20 protein-coding genes are annotated in these 18,111 nt (G+C 72.3%); 13 read left to right on the forward strand and 7 right to left on the reverse strand.

Annotated features, from left to right (window positions below; genetic code table 11):
* Position 1 precedes the first annotated feature (1 nt).
* The gene (locus tag ACGFR9_RS24580) at positions 2 to 580 is read left to right on the forward strand and encodes a transglutaminase domain-containing protein (RefSeq protein ID WP_393212178.1); all 579 of its coding nucleotides are present in this window, start codon (positions 2 to 4) and stop codon (positions 578 to 580) included.
* A 243-nt stretch (positions 581 to 823) separates the two neighbouring features.
* Here the strand turns inward: ACGFR9_RS24580 and ACGFR9_RS24585 are convergent, their stop codons facing one another.
* Both ACGFR9_RS24585 and ACGFR9_RS24590 read right to left on the reverse strand, forming a co-directional pair.
* Positions 824 to 1,192: a hypothetical protein gene (locus ACGFR9_RS24585; protein ID WP_393212180.1), complete on the reverse strand. Its 369-nt coding sequence runs from the start codon at positions 1,190 to 1,192 to the stop codon at positions 824 to 826.
* A gap of 109 nt (positions 1,193 to 1,301) precedes the next feature.
* Positions 1,302 to 2,030 (reverse strand): lysophospholipid acyltransferase family protein, encoded by a 729-nt coding sequence (locus tag ACGFR9_RS24590; RefSeq protein WP_393212182.1) that lies wholly within the window; start codon positions 2,028 to 2,030, stop codon positions 1,302 to 1,304.
* A gap of 178 nt (positions 2,031 to 2,208) precedes the next feature.
* On the opposite strand from ACGFR9_RS24590, the gene ACGFR9_RS24595 reads away from it, so the two are divergent.
* The 4 genes from ACGFR9_RS24595 to ACGFR9_RS24610 all read left to right on the forward strand — a co-directional run bounded on the left by ACGFR9_RS24595 (position 2,209) and on the right by ACGFR9_RS24610 (position 5,269).
* A complete protein-coding gene (locus ACGFR9_RS24595) occupies positions 2,209 to 2,619 on the forward strand; it encodes a thioredoxin family protein (RefSeq protein ID WP_393212184.1) in 411 nt (136 codons plus the stop codon).
* A 109-nt stretch (positions 2,620 to 2,728) separates the two neighbouring features.
* On the forward strand, positions 2,729 to 3,238 hold the full coding sequence (locus tag ACGFR9_RS24600) for a flavin reductase family protein (RefSeq protein ID WP_393212186.1): 510 nt from the start codon (positions 2,729 to 2,731) through the stop codon (positions 3,236 to 3,238).
* A 219-nt stretch (positions 3,239 to 3,457) separates the two neighbouring features.
* Positions 3,458 to 4,246 (forward strand): electron transfer flavoprotein subunit beta/FixA family protein, encoded by a 789-nt coding sequence (locus tag ACGFR9_RS24605; RefSeq protein ID WP_393212188.1) that lies wholly within the window; start codon positions 3,458 to 3,460, stop codon positions 4,244 to 4,246.
* A 60-nt stretch (positions 4,247 to 4,306) separates the two neighbouring features.
* Positions 4,307 to 5,269: an electron transfer flavoprotein subunit alpha/FixB family protein gene (locus tag ACGFR9_RS24610; RefSeq protein ID WP_393212189.1), complete on the forward strand. Its 963-nt coding sequence runs from the start codon at positions 4,307 to 4,309 to the stop codon at positions 5,267 to 5,269.
* Positions 5,270 to 5,326: 57 nt separating this feature from the next.
* On the opposite strand, the gene ACGFR9_RS24615 is transcribed toward ACGFR9_RS24610, so the two are convergent.
* Positions 5,327 to 6,229: an endonuclease/exonuclease/phosphatase family protein gene (locus ACGFR9_RS24615; RefSeq protein ID WP_393212191.1), complete on the reverse strand. Its 903-nt coding sequence runs from the start codon at positions 6,227 to 6,229 to the stop codon at positions 5,327 to 5,329.
* A 147-nt stretch (positions 6,230 to 6,376) separates the two neighbouring features.
* Here ACGFR9_RS24615 and ACGFR9_RS24620 point away from each other — a divergent pair, with 147 nt between their 5' ends.
* From ACGFR9_RS24620 to ACGFR9_RS24635, 4 genes are all read left to right on the forward strand, one after another.
* Positions 6,377 to 7,660, forward strand: coding sequence for a DUF6986 family protein (locus tag ACGFR9_RS24620; protein WP_393212193.1), 1,284 nt, complete (start codon positions 6,377 to 6,379; stop codon positions 7,658 to 7,660).
* A 65-nt stretch (positions 7,661 to 7,725) separates the two neighbouring features.
* Positions 7,726 to 8,223, forward strand: coding sequence for a DUF2975 domain-containing protein (locus tag ACGFR9_RS24625; protein WP_393212195.1), 498 nt, complete (start codon positions 7,726 to 7,728; stop codon positions 8,221 to 8,223).
* Entirely contained in the window at positions 8,223 to 8,462 is a 240-nt protein-coding gene (locus ACGFR9_RS24630) for a helix-turn-helix transcriptional regulator (protein ID WP_030214669.1), read from the forward strand. The genes ACGFR9_RS24625 and ACGFR9_RS24630 overlap by 1 nt, the downstream gene beginning before the upstream one ends.
* 45 nt (positions 8,463 to 8,507) lie before the next feature.
* The gene (locus tag ACGFR9_RS24635) at positions 8,508 to 10,211 is read left to right on the forward strand and encodes a protein kinase (RefSeq protein WP_393212314.1); all 1,704 of its coding nucleotides are present in this window, start codon (positions 8,508 to 8,510) and stop codon (positions 10,209 to 10,211) included.
* Here the strand turns inward: ACGFR9_RS24635 and ACGFR9_RS24640 are convergent.
* Both ACGFR9_RS24640 and ACGFR9_RS24645 read right to left on the reverse strand, forming a co-directional pair.
* Positions 10,157 to 10,960 (reverse strand): hypothetical protein, encoded by an 804-nt coding sequence (locus ACGFR9_RS24640; protein WP_393212197.1) that lies wholly within the window; start codon positions 10,958 to 10,960, stop codon positions 10,157 to 10,159. The two genes, ACGFR9_RS24635 and ACGFR9_RS24640, sit on opposite strands and share 55 nt — an antisense overlap.
* A gap of 7 nt (positions 10,961 to 10,967) precedes the next feature.
* Positions 10,968 to 12,062 carry a LacI family DNA-binding transcriptional regulator gene (locus ACGFR9_RS24645; protein ID WP_393212199.1) on the reverse strand — a complete coding sequence of 365 codons (1,095 nt, stop codon included), beginning with the start codon at positions 12,060 to 12,062 and terminating at the stop codon, positions 10,968 to 10,970.
* Between the two features lie 206 nt (positions 12,063 to 12,268).
* On the opposite strand from ACGFR9_RS24645, the gene ACGFR9_RS24650 reads away from it, so the two are divergent.
* From ACGFR9_RS24650 to ACGFR9_RS24660, 3 genes are all read left to right on the forward strand, one after another.
* Positions 12,269 to 13,222, forward strand: a complete 954-nt coding sequence (locus ACGFR9_RS24650) for an ROK family protein (protein WP_393212201.1) — start codon at positions 12,269 to 12,271, stop codon at positions 13,220 to 13,222.
* Positions 13,223 to 13,335: 113 nt separating this feature from the next.
* Positions 13,336 to 13,530: a hypothetical protein gene (locus ACGFR9_RS24655; protein WP_393212203.1), complete on the forward strand. Its 195-nt coding sequence runs from the start codon at positions 13,336 to 13,338 to the stop codon at positions 13,528 to 13,530.
* 150 nt (positions 13,531 to 13,680) lie between these two features.
* Positions 13,681 to 14,721: an NUDIX domain-containing protein gene (locus tag ACGFR9_RS24660; protein ID WP_393212205.1), complete on the forward strand. Its 1,041-nt coding sequence runs from the start codon at positions 13,681 to 13,683 to the stop codon at positions 14,719 to 14,721.
* 47 nt (positions 14,722 to 14,768) lie between these two features.
* On the opposite strand, the gene ACGFR9_RS24665 is transcribed toward ACGFR9_RS24660, so the two are convergent.
* Complete coding sequence (locus ACGFR9_RS24665) at positions 14,769 to 16,130, reverse strand: dipeptidase (RefSeq protein WP_393212207.1); 1,362 nt, start codon at positions 16,128 to 16,130, stop codon at positions 14,769 to 14,771.
* 195 nt (positions 16,131 to 16,325) lie between these two features.
* Between ACGFR9_RS24665 and ACGFR9_RS24670 the strand changes: the two genes are divergently transcribed.
* Positions 16,326 to 17,558 carry a geranylgeranyl reductase family protein gene (locus ACGFR9_RS24670; protein ID WP_030214691.1) on the forward strand — a complete coding sequence of 411 codons (1,233 nt, stop codon included), beginning with the start codon at positions 16,326 to 16,328 and terminating at the stop codon, positions 17,556 to 17,558.
* Here the strand turns inward: ACGFR9_RS24670 and ACGFR9_RS24675 are convergent.
* Entirely contained in the window at positions 17,548 to 18,003 is a 456-nt protein-coding gene (locus tag ACGFR9_RS24675; protein ID WP_393212209.1) for a nitroreductase family deazaflavin-dependent oxidoreductase, read from the reverse strand. The two genes, ACGFR9_RS24670 and ACGFR9_RS24675, sit on opposite strands and share 11 nt — an antisense overlap.
* Positions 18,004 to 18,111 lie beyond the last annotated feature (108 nt).

The raw sequence follows: 18,111 nt of genomic DNA on the forward strand, positions 1-18,111 counted from the left end.
CATGCAGCTGATCCAGGAAACCCCGGACCTCTCCGCCTACTTGGCCGCCGACGAGGCGATCGACCATCACCATCCGCTGGTCCGTGAGACGGCGGCACGCCTCGCCGCCGGGGCAACCGACTCGTATGACTATGCGCGGGCGGCGTTCGAGTTCGTGCGGGACACCATTCCGCACTCACAGGACTCCGGCGATCTCCGGGTCACCTGGCGCGCCTCCGACGTCCTGGAACAGCGCACCGGCATCTGCTACGCCAAGGCCCACGCGCTGGCCGCACTGCTGCGCGCCGAGGACATCCCCACCGCACTCTGTTACCAGAACCTCGGTGTCGTGCACGGCCTGGTCGCCGTACGCTTCAACGCCGCCTGGCACCGCCAGGACCCCCGCGGCAACAAACCGGGAGTGGACGCGCGATTCTCCCTGACGGGCGAACAATTGGCTTTCACACCGGACCCCGCGTCGGGCGAAGGCGACTGCCCGGTCCTGTACGCCGCACCGCACCCCGCGGTCCTGACCGCCCTACGCGCAGCCCCCGACCGCCCCCACCTGTGGCAAACCCTCCCCACAGCACTCGCCGACTGACCCCGGTCGCCCCGCCGCATCCCCGTAGCCGCGGGCAGCCGCCCCGCTGGGGCGGCACGGGGGCGCGGCGGCACCCGGCGAACGTCGGCGACCCGGGCGACGACATGTCCCGCCTCCCGGCCGTACGCGCACTCATCGCCCACGAGCACCCGTGCGGCGACGGCGCCACGGCACTCGGCGCCGTGGTGGAGGCCGCGCCCCGGGCCCCGGCACACCGCACACCGTGGCCCAGGCCCGCGCCGCCTATGCCGTCGCCGACGTCGTGGACGAGGCCTGCGAGATGAAGCCGTTCTCCGGGAAGGTGGACATGAACTCCCGGTCCTGCTGGTCCCGTTCGGTGTAGGCCTCCACCCGCAGCACCAGTTCGCTGCGCGGCTCGTCGCCCTCGAACGACAGCGTGCACCCGTACTCGCCGAGTTCCCGGTACGTCACCGACCGCGCGTCAGCGAAGTGGGACCCCTCCTCGGCCAGTTGCCGCACCGCGTCCTCCGGGAGCGTCCCGTCGCAGGCCGTGCGAACCAGCCACCGGTCCTGGACGTAGGGTGCGGCGATCCAACCGCTCAGCCCCCGTACCGCAGCGGCCGTCACCGCCACCTTGATCCAGCGTCGCATCCTCGCCCCCGGAGCGCAGCCGACAGAACGGAACCGGCGTGCGCGACGCCGGTTCCGTGAATACTGGCGGGACCCTATGGCCGAGGCGGGGCGCCCGGGGCGGTGGGTGTCAGTGGGCCTCGGCCTGACGGACCTGTTCCGGGGTGGGGGCCGTGCCGCCGAGGTGGGCCGGCATCCACCAGGTGTCGTCCGGGCCCTTCGGCCGCACGGGGTACGCCCGCTGCGCCGCCTCCAGCAACTCCTGCACGCGCTCCCGCAACTGCCGGGTGATCGCGCCCGCGTACTTGTCCTTCGACGCCTCGAGCGCCTCGCCCACCCGAATGGTGATCGGGGTGTGGCTGCGCTTGAAGTTGCGCGGGTGCCCCTTGGTCCACAGCCGCTGTGTGCCCCACACCGCCATCGGGATCAGCGGCACGCCCGCCTCCTGCGCCAGCCGGGCGGCACCCGACTTGAAGCTCTTCAGCGTGAACGACTGCGAGATCGTCGCCTCCGGGAAGACACCCACGATCTCCCCGGACCGCAGCGACCGCAGCGCGTGCTCGTACGCCGCCTCGCCCTGCTTGCGGTCCACCGGGATGTGCTTCATACCGCGCATCAGCGGACCGGAGACCCGGTGCCGGAAGACCGACTCCTTCGCCATGAAGCGCACGAGCCGCTTCTGGGGGAGCGCCGCCAGGCCGTTGAAGACGAAATCCAGGTAGCTGATGTGATTGCTCACCAGCACGGCGCCGCCCGAACGCGGTATGTTCTCCGAACCCTGGCAGTCGATCTTGAGGTCCCACGCCTTGAACAGGGTGCGGGCGAAACCGACGACGGGCCGGTAGACGAGTTCTGCCATGGGCGGGTGAGAACCCTTCCTTCTGTGTCTGGGAAGGAGGCTCCCAGTCGAAGTTACGCAGCCGTAGGTTTTACGGCTTGTCGCAGATGGTGCCCGAAGAACGGCCGGTGAACCAGTCCTGGTGCCCGTCCGAGGCGAGATTCTCGTCACTTCCACCCTTTGATCCACCTCGGGCTTTGTGCGCGCGGCCGGGAATGCGCGCCGCCTCGGGAGCGCTGGACATCGTCGCAGGGGGGAGCCGGAACGAGAGAGGTGGCGCGAAGTGACCGGACCGTGGGCCGACATGGGGACGGAACTGGGGGAGCGTGCCACCCTGGTGCAGTTCTCCAGTGCCTTCTGCGCGCCCTGCCGGGCGACCCGGCGGGTGCTCGCCGAGGTGGCGGGACTGGTGCCCGGCGTGGCCTACGTGGAGATCGACGCCGAGGCCCACCTGGACCTCGTACGCCGTCTGGAGATCGTACGGACGCCGACGGTCCTGGTCCTCGACGCCGCCGGGCGGGTCGCACGGCGCGCGGCCGGCCTGCCCCGCAAGGCCGACGTGATCGCCGCACTGGGAGCGGCCCTGGCCGGACCGGCCGGACCGCGGTGAGGCATCTCGCACATCGCAGGACCGACTTGACTGTGCATGCCATCCGTCGTCAGCCTGACCTCATGCCCTCGGAACTCCTTCACCCCGCGCGGGTGCCCGGCCGTCCGGCATGACGGTCGCGTCCGGCCCCGGTACCGCCCGGCCCGCCTCGCCCGAACTGCTGCGCTCGGTCTTCCGCAGGCACGCGGCGGGCGTCGCCGTGATCACCGCGCAGGGCCGCTCGGGCCCGGTCGGCTTCACCGCGACCTCCCTCGCCTCCGTCTCCGCCGAGCCCCCGATGCTCTCGTTCGCCATCGGCACCGGCAGCTCCACATGGCCGGTGATCGCGACGGGCGAACACGTCGGCGTGCATCTCCTCGGGGAGCACCAGCGGGAGCTCGCGGAGACCTTCGCGCGCAGCGGCGCCGACCGCTTCGGACCGTCCACCGCCTGGCGGGAGGGGCCGCAGGGCGTCCCCGTACTGGACGGCGTGCCGGCCTGGATGGTGTGCAGGGTGGTGACCCGCGTGCCCGCCGGCGACCACCGGATCGTCCTCGCCCAGGTCCTGCTCGGCGACCCCACGGGACAGGGCCGTCCGCTCCTCTATCACCAGGGACGTTTCGGCGGTCTGCGCGACTGACGACGGGTCCTCTCCTGGTCGCGGACCCGTCGAGTTCCGGTTACGCTGCGTTGCGAAGGTCACAGTTCAAAGCGCTTGCTCAGCGGGAAGGATCTGGGTGTACTGACGAGTAATATTTCGTTCGGAGCGCGGGCCGCCCCGACCGGGAACGCCCGATTCAGGCGCCTATGCTGCCTGAAGGCAGGCAGCCAGAAATGACGATGCAGTAGGAGAGCCGGCGTGAGCTTGAGGATCGTTGTCACCGTGAAGTACGTGCCCGACGCCACTGGCGACCGGCACTTCGCCGATGACCTGACCGTCGACCGTGACGACGTGGACGGTCTGCTCTCCGAACTGGACGAGTACGCGGTGGAGCAGGCGCTGCAGATCTCGGAGGAATCCGACGACGACGTGGAGATCACCGTCCTGACGGTGGGCCCCGAGGACGCCAAGGACGCCCTGCGCAAGGCGCTGTCCATGGGCGCGGACAAGGCGATCCACGTCGAGGACGACGACCTGCACGGCACCGACGCCATCGGCACCTCCCTGGTCCTTGCCAAGGCCATCGAGAAGGCGGGCTACGACCTGGTCGTCTCCGGAATGGCCTCCACCGACGGCACCATGGGCGTCGTACCGGCGCTGCTCGCCGAGCGTCTGGGCGTGCCGCAGGTGACCCTGCTGTCCGAGGTGTCCGTCGAGGACGGCACGGTGAAGGGCCGCCGGGACGGCGACGCCGCCTCCGAGCAACTCGAGGCCTCCCTGCCGGCCGTGGTGTCGGTCACCGACCAGTCCGGTGAGGCCCGTTACCCGTCCTTCAAGGGCATCATGGCGGCGAAGAAGAAGCCGGTTCAGTCGTGGGACCTGTCCGACCTCGACATCGACGAGGACGAGGTCGGCCTGGAGAACGCGTACACGGTCGTCGACTCCGCGGCCGAGCGCCCGGCCCGTACCGCCGGCACGATCGTCAAGGACGAGGGCGAGGGCGGCAAGCAGCTCGCCGAGTTCCTCGCGAGCCAGAAGTTCGTCTGAGCCACGGGCTCAACCCGCTTCCCGCCCCTCACCCTTCGCAAGCAGGAGAGAAGAAGTCCCATGGCTGAAGTTCTCGTCTACGTCGACCACGTGGACGGTGCCGTCCGCAAGCCCACCCTGGAGCTGCTGACCCTGGCCCGCCGCATCGGCGAGCCCGTCGCCGTCGCACTGGGAGGCGGCGCCGGTGACACCGCCGCCGCGCTCGCCGAGCACGGCGCGGTGAAGGTCCTCACCGACGAGGCCGCCGAGTACGCCGACTACCTGGTCGTGCCGAAGGTGGACGCCCTCCAGGCCGCCCACGCGGCCGTCTCCCCGGCCGCCGTCCTGGTCCCCTCGTCCGCCGAGGGCAAGGAGATCGCCGCCCGTCTGGCGCTGCGTCTCGGGTCGGGCGTCATCACCGACGCCGTCGACCTGGAGGCCGGCGACGAGGGCCCGGTGGCCACGCAGTCGGTGTTCGCCGCCTCCTACACCACCAAGTCCCGTGTCTCCAAGGGCACCCCGGTCATCACGGTCAAGCCGAACTCGGTCGCCGTGGAGGCCGCCCCGGCCGCCGGTGCGGTCGAGGCCCTGAGCGTGACCTTCTCCGCCCAGGCGACCGGCACCAAGGTCACCGGCCGTACCCCGCGTGAGTCGACGGGCCGCCCCGAGCTGACCGAGGCCGCGATCGTGGTCTCCGGCGGCCGTGGTGTCAACGGCGCGGAGAACTTCGCGATCATCGAGGCGCTCGCCGACTCGCTCGGCGCGGCCGTCGGTGCCTCGCGTGCCGCCGTCGACGCCGGCTGGTACCCGCACACCAACCAGGTCGGCCAGACCGGCAAGTCGGTCTCGCCGCAGCTGTACATCGCCTCCGGTATCTCGGGCGCGATCCAGCACCGGGCCGGTATGCAGACCTCGAAGACCATCGTGGCCATCAACAAGGACGCCGAGGCTCCGATCTTCGACCTGGTCGACTACGGCATCGTCGGCGACCTGTTCGACGTCGTGCCGCAGCTGACCGAGGAGATCAGGACCCGCAAGGGCTGATCGCCCCGAGCCGTACGAGGCCCCCGTGACCGCACCGGTCGCGGGGGCCTCGGCGCGTCACAGGGTGAGCGCGGCCTGGACCGGCAGATGGTCGCTGGGGAAACGGCCGTCCACCGTGAAGGTGTTGACCGAGGCCCGGTGCACCGTGACGCCGGGCGTGGCCAGGATCCAGTCGATGCGGGCACCGCCCGGCACCAGCGGCAGATACCCGTGATACGTGCCGTACGCCTTACCGCGTACGGCCGCGGTGTCCCATGTGTCGACGAGTCCGGCGCCCAGCATCGTGTCGTACACGGGGTTGCCGTGGGCCGCGACATTGAAGTCGCCCGTCACGATCACCGGCAGCGAACGGGCCAGGTGCCCGACGCGTTCGGCGATGAGCACGGCGGACCGCTCGCGCGCGGACTGGTTCGCGTTGTCCAGATGGGTGTCGAGCACGCAGAACTCCCGCCCGCCGACGCGCAGATCGCGGAACCGGACCCAAGTGGCCATGCGGAGGTGGGCGTTGCCCCAGGTGTTCGACGCGATCACCTCGGGAGTGCCGGACAGCCAGAAGTGGTCGTACTCCAGCGGGACCAGCCGCCGGGTGTCGTAGAGGACGGCCATGAACTCGTCCCGGCTGCCGCCCGCGCGTCCGGTGCCGATCCAGTCGTACGACGGCCCCAGGTCGGCCTCGATGTCGCGCAGTTGACCGTAGAGGCCCTCCTGGGTGCCGAGGACGTGCGGGCGTTCGCGGCGCAGCAGCTGCCGCATGACCGGCCTGCGGGCGGCCCAGCTGTGCGGCTCGGCCGTGTTCGCGAACCGCAGGTTGAACGACATGACCTCCAGCGCGCGGTCGGGCGGTTCGTCCGCCGAGGCGGGTTCGGAGGACAGTGCTGTACTGGAGAGCGGAAGGGTCACGGACGCCGCGAGCGCGCCCTTCAGCACCGGACGGCGTGTGACACGGCGGTGAGTCGGCACACACAAACGGTGCCAGACGAATGTGAGCATGACGAGACGGCGGAGCGGACCGGGCGGCGGGAGCGGTGTTGACCGGTGGGAAAGCCGCCCGATAACTTCATTCAACGAATTGTTGATCTCGAATCGTGGAAGTTCGGGAGGGGTGGCATGGGCCAGGAGCGGGTGACGACCAGTCTCACGAGCGCCGTCACCGACGAGATCGCCGCCTCCCTCGCACCGGTCGACGCCGAACTGCGGCGCCGCTACCCCGGGGACCCCGGCACCCGGCAGCCCGTCCACACCGTCTACGTCCCCGCCGACGCCTTCGCCGCCGGAACCCTCCGCACCTGGGGTGACCGGGCGCTCGCCGCACTCGACGCACACGCCCCGGACGCCGCCTCCTTCGCCGCCGTCCTCGGCCTCGACGAGACGCACGCCGACGACGTGTACGGCCGTGTCCGCGCCAAACTGGAGCGCGAGCCGGTGGAAGACCTGCGGGTGGACTTCGAGGACGGGTACGGCACCCGCGCCGACGCCGAGGAGGACGCGGACGCGGCCCGCGCGGCCCGGCTGATCGCCGAGGCGTACGACGCCGGTACCGCCGCCCCGTACATGGGCATCCGCATGAAGTGCCTGGAGGCCGCCGTCCGTGACCGGGGCATCCGCACCCTCGACGTCTTCCTCACCGGCCTGGTGGAAGCCGGCCGACTGCCGGACGGACTCCTCCTGACCCTGCCCAAGGTCACCTACCCCGAGCAGGTCACCGCCATGGCCCGGCTCCTCGCCGCCTTCGAGGAGGCGCACGGCCTCGAGGACGGCCGGATCGGCTTCGAGATCCAGATCGAGACCAGCCAGGCCGTTCTCGCCGCCGACGGCACCGCCACCGTCGCCCGCCTGATCCGGGCCGCCGGGGGCCGCGCCACCGGACTGCACTACGGCACCTTCGACTACAGCGCCTGCCTCGGTGTCTCCGCCGCCCATCAGGCGAGCGACCACCCGGCCGCCGACCACGCCAAGGCCGTCATGCAGGTCGCCGCGGCGGGCACCGGCGTACGTCTTTCGGACGGCTCCACCAACGTTCTGCCCGTCGGCCCGGCGGACCGGGTCCACGACGCCTGGCGGCTGCACTACCGCCTCACCCGCCGCGCCCTCGCGCGCGCCTACTACCAGGGCTGGGACATGCACCCCGGCCACCTCCCCCCTCGCTACGCCGCCGTCTTCGCCTTCTACCGCGAGGGTTTCGAGCAGGCCGCCACCCGGCTGGCCCGCTACGCCGACCGGGCCGGCGGCGACGTCATGGACGAGCCCGCCACCGCCAAGGCGCTCGCCGGGTTTCTGCTGCGAGGACTGGACTGCGGTGCCCTGGACAGCGCCGAGGTGGCGCACCGGACCGGCCTCTCCCGCGCCGGACTGGAGGGCTTCGCCTCACCCGGGCGGGGAGGCCCGCGGTAGCCCTCGTTTGCCTCACCTATCGAATCTCGATAGATTCCCATCGTGATTCGGTTCAAGGAGGGGCGATGGGACGGCTGACCGTACTCGCGCTGCGCATGGTGATCGTGGCACTGCTGGCGGGTTCCCTGGCTGTCCAGACGGTGCTCGTGCCGCTGATGGCGAGCGACCTGGAGGGGCTGGACGCGGAGTACTCCCACCTTCGCGCCCCCTTCCTCCTCATCGTGGTCCTCGGAGTGGTGGCCGCCCAGACCGTCCTGGTCTGCGTCTGGCGGCTGGTGACGATGGCCCGGCGCGGCACGGTCTTCTCCCACGCGGCCTTCCGCTACGTCCACGCCGTCATCGGCGCGTTCGTCGCCGCCGCGCTCCTGGTGTTCGCGCTCGGCGCGCTCCTCGCACCCGGCGAGGCCGTCGCCCCGGGCGTCGTGGCCCTGCTCGGCGGGGCCGGACTGGCGATCCTCGGCATCGCCCTCATCGTCCTCGTCCTGCGGATGCTGCTGGCACAGGCCGTCGCACGCGACGTCGAGGCGTCGCTGATGCGTGCCGAGCTGGCCGAGGTGATCTGATGCCCATCGTCGTCGACATCGACGTGATGCTGGCCAGACGGAAGATGTCCGTGGGCGAACTCGCCGAACGTGTCGGGATCACCCCGGCCAACCTGGCCGTGCTGAAGAACGGCCGCGCCAAGGCGGTCCGCTTCACCACCCTCGCCGCGCTCTGCGACGTGCTCGACTGCCAGCCGGGCGACCTGCTGCGCTGGGAGGCCGAAGACACCGTGCCCCGACCTGTCACACAAGCCCCTTAGGCTGTACGCCACGCACGGTCGGTGGTGTCGAGGAGCGGGGCAGTGGTGTCGACGGGGGAGAACGGGCAGGCGGACGGCACCGGGCGGCTGCTGGCCGGCCGCTACCGGGTCACCGGCCGGCTGGGGCGCGGTGGCATGGGCGTGGTCTGGAAGGCGGTGGACGAGGTCCTCGGCCGCGAGGTGGCGGTCAAGGAACTGCGCACCTACACCGACGCCGCCGGATCCGAACTGGCCGATCTGGGCCTGCGCATGCAGCGCGAGGCCCGCGCCGCGGCCCGGGTGCGCCACCCCGGTGTGATCTCCGTCCACGACATCGCGGAGACGGACGGCCGTCCCCTGATCGTCATGGAACTCGTCGACGGCCCGTCCCTGGACGACGTGCTCCGCGACCGGGGCACCCTCGACCCGCGCGAGGCGGCCGGGATCGGCGCCGGCGTGATGGACGCGCTGGGCGCCGCGCACCGCGCCGGGGTGCTGCACCGCGACGTGAAGCCCGGCAACATCCTGCTCGACCGCTCGGGCCGGGTGGTCCTCACCGACTTCGGCATCGCCGCCATGGACGACCCGGGCGACGGCGCGGCCACCCACCTCACCCGCAGCGGCGAGATCGTCGGCTCCCTCGACTACCTGGCCCCCGAGCGCGCCCAGGGCGCCGTCCCGGGACCGGCCTCCGACGTCTGGGCGCTGGGCGCCACGCTCTACGCGGCCGTGGAAGGCGCCTCACCCTTCCGCCGTACGTCGACGTTCTCCACGCTCACCGCGATCGTCTCCGAGCCCCTTCCCGAGTCGGGCCGGGCCGGGCCGCTCGGCCCCGTTCTCGCCCGACTCCTGGACAAACGGCCCGAGTGCCGTCCGGAGGCGGCCGAGGCACGCGAACTCCTGGAAGCCGTCGCCGCCGGCGCGGACACCCCGACGGCCTCGCTGCGCCCCCCGGCGCCCGCACCCGCACCCGGCCGCACCGAGACCGAGGTCGGCGTCGCGGCGGTGCCACCGGGCTTCGGGCCACCGGAGCGGCCGAGCCGGCCACGGGCCCCGGGCGCAGGCGTTCCCGCCGCCCCGGCCGTCGGCTCGACACCCACCGGCCCCATGGACCCGGCCCCGCCCTCCCGCCGCAAGGGGCGCGCGCTGCTCGTCGGCGTGGCCGTCGCCGTCGTCCTCGCGGCGGCGGGCATCACCGTCGCCGTACTCAACTCCCCGGACGGCGGCCGGACGGACGCGCACTCCGGCAACGACGCCCCGGCCTCGCCCACGAGGTCCGGTGACACGGACGCCGGACGACCTCTGGAGACCGGCGCGGACAAGGAGAGGAGCGCGGCACCGTCGGAGAGGTCCGGCGCCGCGGGGACGGCCGGGAAGACCCCCGCCGACCGTCCCGCCACGTCAGCGCCGGAGAGGACCCCGGACAGCGGCACCACGGGCGACGCCGGCGCCGCGCCGGGAGACGACGGCGGCGCCACCACGCCCGCCCCCGTCTGCGACCCGATCGGCGGCGGCAGGTACAACTGCCAGGTCTGGCGCACCGCCAAGTCCTACACCGCCTCCGGCACCGAGGCCGGCGTCCTCAACGCGGGCACCAACTACTTCTACTGCCAGCAGAACCTGGGCCGCCGCGAGACGAGCGGCCAGTGGACCAACGTCTGGTGGGCCCGGACCGACGACGACAGCGGCAACACCGGTGTCTGGGTCAGCGACGTCTACATCAGGGGCGGCGCCAACGACGCACCGGTGCCGGGACTGCCGTACTGCTGAGGCCCCGCGTACCGCTCGAGACCGCCGGACGTCACCAGCCCCCGCTCCCCGAACAGCCGGGTGCCGCGTGCGCACAGTCCTGGGTCGGCGCGAGCCCGCTCGCAGAACTCCTCGGGGGAGCCGCCGAACAGCTCCCGCATCCCGGGTACGTGCGCGAGCAGCTCGGTGAGCAGTTCGCGCTGGCCCGGATGGACGCGCGGGACGCCGGTGCCGTCGTGCAGCACCCCATGGCGGTTCACGTACGCGTACGCGCCGGCGAGCGCGGAACCGTCGGCGAGCGCGATCCGTACGTCGGGGGCGGGCAGCCAGACGCGCTGGAAGTTGCCGTCCGGCCGTGGCGCGCCCTCGCTCGCGTCGATCACCGCGAGCTGCCGGGCGTCCAGCCAGATGACGAACAGTTCCCGTACCGCCTGCGGGGCGCGGACCGGCGAATGGGACACGTAACCCATACGGCTCACATGCGCCGAGACACCGATGCCGACGCCGGTCACCCGTGTCCGCGTCATCGGGACCGGTGTGATGATGCCGGACTCGGCCATCTTGTGCCGCAGCTGGCCGGGACAGGCGTTGGACCCGACCGCGAGCACGGGCACCCGGTCCTCGTACGTCAGCCGCTCCGGCGGCAGCAGCCGCTCCCCGTCCAGCAGCCCGGAATCCCGTGGCCAGGCGCCCGGATACAGCAGCGGATGCTCCCGCGGCGCCTTCTCCAGCCCCAGCGCCCGCAGTGTGCGGTTCTCCTCCACCGGCACCGTCCGCTCAGTCCGCCGGGGGCAGCTCACCGGAGCCGCGGGTGATCAGCCTGGTGGGGAGCTCGATGCGCTCCGGGGCGAGCAGGGTGCCGTCCAGCTGGCGGAACAGCCGCTCGGCCGCGGTCCGGCCGAGAGCCGCCGCGTCCTGGGCGACGACCGTGACACCGGGCCGGAGCAGATCCGCGAGCTCGATGTCGTCGAAACCGACGAGGGCGACCTGGCGCGTGTGCCCGGCCAGCACCCGGATCACGGTGACCGTCACCCGGTTGTTGCCGGTGAAGATCGCGGTCACCGGCTCCGGCCCCGAGAGCATCTCCTCGGCCGCGCGGCGCACCCGCTCCGGGTCGGTGACGCCCAGGGACATCCAGGCGTCCTCCACCGTTATCCCCGCGTCCTCCATGGCGGTCCGGTAGCCGCGCAGCCGCTCGGCGGCCGTGTGGATCCGGGGCATGTCGCCGATGAAGCCGATCCGTCGGTGTCCGTGCGCGAGCAGATGGCTCACGCCGTCGCGGGCACCCCCGAAGTTGTCCGACACGACGACGTCCACGTCGATGTGCCCGGCCGGACGGTCCACGAAGACGGTGGCGACACCCGCCTTCAGCTCCGGCTCCAGATAGCGGTGGTCGCCGCCCGCCGGGATCACCACCAGCCCGTCCACCCGGCGGGCGCACAGCGCCAGCACCAGCTCCTGCTCACGGTCGGCGTCCTCCGCGCTGGAGCCGTTGATCAGCAGGGCGCCGTGCGCACGGGCCACCTCCTCGACCGCCCGGCTCAGCGGCCCGTAGAACGGGTCCGCGAGATCCTCCAGGACCAGACCGATGCTGGCCGTGCGGCCCTTGCGCAGCACCCGCGCGCTGTCGTTGCGGCGGAAGCCGAGGGCCTCGATCGCCTCCTGGACGCGGCGCTCCGTCTCCGGCGTGACGCCCGGCTCGCCGTTGACCACCCGGGAGACCGTCTTGAGTCCGACGCCGGCGCGGGCGGCCACGTCCTTCATCGTCGGACGGTTGCCGTAACGGGTCCCTGGGATGCGGTCGCTGCGGCGGGTCGTCTCCGGCACGGTGCGGTGTCCTGTCCTGTCGGCCACGGGGATGCGTAGGTCCATGGGGTTGTATGAGGATGTGGCGTCGAGCATAGAGCCTGGACAACGTTGTCAGGCTCGGGAGACACTGTCCAACGCACACTCCGGCCCCGCACACGACCGCACGACGGGCCGTTGCCCGTGTTCATGTGTTGCCTCGTGGTCGCGCATGGTCGTTCGCTGAGCCCTTCTCGATGGTTTCCGATGTTTGACGGGGAGATCCGACACTGATGCACACCGACCTCGTGGCCGCGCTCGACATCGGCGGCACCAAGATCGCCGGCGCGCTGGTGGACTGCCAGGGCCGGATCCTGGTCCGCGCCCAGCGGCCCACGCCCGCGCGGGAGAACGGTGAGACCGTGATGCGGGCCGTCGAGGCGGTGCTCGGCGAGCTCGTCGCGTCTCCGCTGTGGCAGCGCGCCGGTGCGCTGGGCATCGGCAGCGCGGGCCCGGTGGACGCCTCCGCCGGTACGGTGAGCCCGGTCAACGTGCCCGGCTGGCGCGACTACCCGCTCGTCGCCCGCGTCCGGGACGCGACCGGCGGGCTGCCCGTGGAGCTGATCGGCGACGGGGTCGCGATCACGGCCGCCGAACACTGGCAGGGCGCCGCCCGCGGCCACGACAACGCGCTCTGCATGGTCGTCTCCACCGGCGTCGGCGGCGGTCTGGTCCTCGGCGGCCGGCTGCACCCCGGACCCACCGGCAACTCCGGCCACATCGGTCACATCAGCGTGGACCTCGACGGCGATATCTGCCCCTGCGGTTCGCGCGGCTGCGTGGAGCGCATCGCGAGCGGCCCCAACATCGCCCGCCGCGCCGTGGACGGCGGCTGGAGTCCCGGCCCCGACGGCGACACCTCCGCCGCCGCGGTGGCCGCCGCCGCACGGGCCGGGGACCCGGTCGCCGTGGCGTCCTTCGAGCGGGCGGCCAGGGCGCTGGCCGCCGGGATCGCGGCCACCGCGACCCTCGTCGAGATCGACATCGCCGTGATCGGCGGAGGTGTGGGCAAAGCGGGCGAGGTCCTCTTCGCGCCCCTGCGCAAGGCCCTCACCGAGTACGCCACCCTGTCCTTCGTCCAGCGCCTCGCGGTGACCCCGGCCCAGATGGGCACGGACGCGGGCCTGGTGGGCGCGGCCGCGGCGGCGCTGGCGGGCAGGACGGACACGGCGGTCGCGGCGGTCTGAGGACCCGCGCGTGCGCGTCACCTCGCCGGCCCGGCCACGCCGGTGCCCCGGGTGCCGTTCCGGGATCCGCGCGGGTGCGTGACCTCGGGGGCGGTTCGCCAGTTGAGCCGGGTATGAAGAAGCGCACCATGCTGGCCATCGCCTCCCTCGCCACCGGCTTCGTCGTCGCGGCCGTCACCCCGTCGCACGCGGCCGCCGCCGGGAGCGCCGCCCCGCTCGACGTCGACGACACCATCAGCACCCTCGACCGGACCGTCGGCGAGAACAACACGCTGGACCTCGACATCGACCGGGACAGCAGGGCCTGAGCAGCCCCTCCGGCGCGGCCGGTGCGACGCCGGCGTCCCCCGGGTCCCTGGGGGGCGCCGGCGCCGTTCTCCCGCGTTCTCGGCCGGATCTGGTTTCCGTGGCAGGGTGGAGCGGGCAAGCCACAGGGGGCCAACAGAAGAGGGGGAAACGTGATCGTCTGGGTCAACGGCGCGTTCGGTGCGGGAAAGACCACCACCGCGCACGAACTGATCGAGCTGATCCCGAACAGCACGCTCTTCGACCCCGAGGTCATCGGCGGAGCACTGGAACGGCTGCTTCCGCCCAAGCGCCTCGCCGAGGTCGGCGACTTCCAGGACCTCCCGGTCTGGCGACGACTCGTGATCGACACGGCGGCCGCGATGCTCGCCGAGCTCGGCGGGACGCTGGTGGTCCCCATGACCCTGCTGCGCCAGGAGTACCGCGACGAGATCTTCGGCGGCCTCGCCGCCCGGCGCATACCGGTCAGGCACGTCCTGCTGGCTCCGGCGGAAACGATCCTGCGCGAGCGCATAGCCGGCCGGGAGGTCCCGGCGGATCTCCCCGACGCTGAGATACGGGTCCGGCAATGGTCGTACGACCACATCGAGCCGTACAAGACCGCCCTCGCGGGCTGGCTCACCGCCGACGCCTATCCCGTCGACAGCGGAACCCTCACCCCGTACGAGACCGCCCTGCGCATCGCCGAGGCGGTGGGCAGCGGGGAGGTGCCGGCCTGCGACATCGTGCAGACGCCCGAACCCACCGCCGAGACGGTCGCCGCCGGGGTGCTGCTCTTCGACGAACAGGACCGGGTGCTGCTGGTCGACCCGACGTACAAGCCGGGCTGGGAGTTCCCGGGCGGGGTCGTGGAACGCGGCGAGGCTCCCGCGCGCGCGGGCATGCGCGAGGTCGCCGAGGAGACCGGGATACGCCTCGACGACGTACCGGCGCTCCTCGTCGTCGACTGGGAACCGCCCGCGCCCCCCGCCTTCGGCGGCCTGCGGCTGCTCTTCGACGGAGGCCGCCTCGACCCCGCGGACGCCGGCCGCGTCCTGCTGCCCGGCCCGGAACTGCGCGCCTGGCGCTTCGCCTCGGAGGCCGAGGCCGCCGAACTCCTCCCCCCGATCCGCTACGAACGCCTGTGCTGCGCCCTACGGGCCCGCGAACGCGGCAGGGCGATGTACCTCGAGGCCGGGGTGCCGGTCGGCTGAGACGCCGGGCGCCGGCCGCCTGTACGGGGCGACCGGCCACCGGGTCGTCAGCGGGCGGTCGACGCGTAGTTGCGCAGGAACAGGGCCTCGGCGAGGGAGAGGCGTTCCAGTTCGTCGGGGGACACGCTCTCGTTCACCGCGTGGATCCGGGCCTCCGGCTCGCTCAGGCCGATCAGCAGGATCTCCGCCTTCGGGTACAGGGCGGCGAGGGTGTTGCACAGCGGGATCGAGCCGCCCTGACCGGCGTACTGCATCTCCTGCCCCGGGTACGCCACCGCCATCGCGTCGGACATGGCCTGGTAGGCCGGGCTGGTGGTGTCCGCGCGGAACGCCTGCCCCTGACCGATCTGCTCGGTGCTCACCCGCGCGCCCCAGGGCGTGTGCGCCTCCAGGTGCGCCCGCAGCAGCCCGGTCGCCTCGGCCGCGTCGACGCCCGGCGGCACCCGCAGGCTGACCAGCGCGCGAGCGCTCGCCTGCACCGACGGCGTGGCGCCGATCACCGGCGGGCAGTCGATGCCGAGCACGGTCACGGCCGGACGCGCCCAGACGCGGTCCGCGACCGTACCGGAACCGATCAGCTCCACCCCGTCCAGCACCTTGGCGTCCGTGCGGAACTGCTCGTCGGCGTACTGCAGTCCGTCCCACACCTTGTCGCCGGTCAGCCCGTCGACGGTGGTGGAGCCGTCCTCGGCGCGCAGCGAGTCCAGTACGCGCACCAGCGCGGCCAGCGCGTCGGGCGCGGCCCCGCCGAACTGGCCCGAGTGCAGATTGCCCTCGAGGGTGTCGATCCGCACCCGGACGAGCGTCATGCCGCGCAGCGTCGAGGTGACCGTGGGCAGACCGGCGCGGAAGTTGCCCGTGTCGCCGATCACGATCGTGTCGGCGGTCAGCAGGTCGGGGTGGGCCTCGGCGTGCCGCTCCAGACCGCCGGTGCCCTGCTCCTCCGAACCCTCGACGATCACCTTGACGTGGACGGGCACGCCACCGTTCGCCTTCAGCGCGCGCAGCGCCAGCAGATGCATGATCACGCCGCCCTTGCAGTCGGCGGCCCCGCGCCCGTACCAGCGGCCGTCGCGCTCGGTCAGCTCGAACGGCGGCGTGGTCCAGCCGTCCTCGTCCAGCGGCGGCTGCACGTCGTAGTGCGCGTACAGGAGTACGGTCCTGGCGCCCTCCGGGCCGGGCAGGTAGCCGTAGACCGACTGCGTGCCGTCCGGGGTGTCGAGCAGCGCCACGTCCTGGAAACCCTCGGCGGTGAGCGCGTCCGTGATCCAGCGGGCGGCGCCCTCGCTCTCCTCGCGCGGGAACTGCCCGAAGTCCGCCACCGACCTGAAGGCCACCAGCTCGGCGAGCTCGTCCTTCGCCCTGGGCATCAGCGAGGCGACGGTCGCGGCGACCGGATTCGACGACATGGGCACGCTCCTTGTGGGTGCGACGTTGTAACGTTCGCGTCCATCTTTGTACGAGATGATCGCGTGGTGTGCGTGAGGACCCGTGTACGGGGCACTTACGCCGCCGATCCTCCCACAGTGGCCCGACGTGATCGCCGCCGTAGGATGCGGGAGGACAGGAGCGGCAGGCGGCTGGATCGGGAGCAGTAGACCATCGTGAGCAGCGAGAACTCTTCGGCGGACGACGTACAGCAGGTGTGGGACGTCGTCGTGGTGGGCGCGGGACCCGCGGGGGCCTCGGCGGCCTACGCGGCGGCGGTCGCGGGACGGCGCGTGCTGTTGCTGGAGAAGGCGGAGTTGCCGCGCTACAAGACGTGCGGCGGCGGCATCATCGGCCCCTCGCGCGACTCCCTCCCGCCCGGCTTCGAACTTCCCTTCAAGGACCGGGTGCACGCGGTGACGTTCTCGCACAACGGCCGCTTCACCCGTACCCGGCGCTCGCGGCAGATGCTGTTCGGGCTGATCAACCGGCCCGAGTTCGACCAGCAGCTCGTGGAGCACGCGCAGAAGGCGGGTGCCGAACTGCGCACCGGCGCCGCCGTGCAGCGGGTGGAACAGCACGGCTCGGCCGTACCGGACCGGCGCACGGTCGCCGTCGTCCTGCAGGGCGGCGAGACGGTGCTGGCGCGGGCCGTGGTCGGCGCGGACGGCAGCGCGGGCCGCATAGGGGCCCATGTCGGCGTCAAGCTGGACCAGGTCGACCTCGGCCTGGAGGCGGAGATCCCGGTTCCGGAGACGGTCGCGGAGGACTGGAAGGGCCGGGTGCTCATCGACTGGGGGCCGATGCCCGGCAGTTACGGCTGGGTCTTCCCCAAGGGGGACACGCTCACCGTCGGTGTGATCTCGCGGCGCGGCGAAGGTGCCGCCACCAAGCGGTACTTGGAGGACTTCGTCGGCCGGCTCGGCCTCGCCGGCTTCGAACCGAGCATCTCCTCGGGCCACTTGACGCGCTGCCGGGCCGAGGACTCGCCGCTGTCGCGCGGCCGGGTGCTGGTGTGCGGGGACGCGGCGGGGCTGCTGGAGCCGTGGACCCGCGAGGGCATCTCCTTCGCGCTGCGTTCGGGCCGGCTGGCGGGGGAGTGGGCGGTACGGATCGCGGAGGCCCACGACGCCGTGGACACCCGCCGGCAGGCGCTGAACTACGCCTTCGCGGTCAAGGCGGGGCTCGGCGTCGAGATGAGCGTCGGCAAGCGGATGCTGGCGGCGTTCGAACGGCGTCCCGGGGTCTTCCACGCGGTGCTCACCGGCTTCCGCCCGGCCTGGAAGGCGTTCAGGGACATCACCCGGGGTTCGACCACGCTCGGCGAACTGGTGCGCACACACCCGCTGGCGCACCGCGCGCTGATGGCCCTGGACCGGCGTCCCGCGGGCGACGAGGTCAGCTCCTGACGGTGATCCGGAAGACGGGGTGGTCGTGCGCGGCCGCGGCGATCTCCTCGTCGGAGGACCGGGCGGTGACGCCCTGGAAGTACTGGTTGACCTCCCAGCCCCACTTCTCCAGATAGGTCCGCAGGATCGGGAGCTTCTCCTCGTCGGGAAGCTCCACCGCGGTGAAGGTGCGGACCTTGCGCCCCACCCGCAGTTCCCCGCCCTCGGCGGCCCGCATGTTGCGCACCCACTGGGAGTGGCCGCGCGCCGAGACGATGTACTGGCCGCCGTCATGGGTGTGCGGGTTGACCGGGATGCGCTGCATGCGTCCGCTCTTGCGGCCGCGGACGGACATCTCCGCGGTGCCGGCGAAGCTGAGCCCGTGCCGGGCCAGCCAGCCGACGACGCTGTTGAGCCGGACGGTGAGGGGGCTGCCCTTGCGGTAGTACGGCGCTGACGACGACATCGGTGACCTCCAGGGGCGGGGCGGGTTTGCGAGAGCGGTGCTCGCTTTTGTGAGCGCTGCTCTCGCTCGGCGTGGCTTCAGTCTGCACGGTCTCGCGCGGTAAAGCAA

This window comes from Streptomyces sp. NPDC048584 (assembly GCF_043199595.1).
GTDB lineage: Bacteria > Actinomycetota > Actinomycetes > Streptomycetales > Streptomycetaceae > Streptomyces > Streptomyces edwardsiae.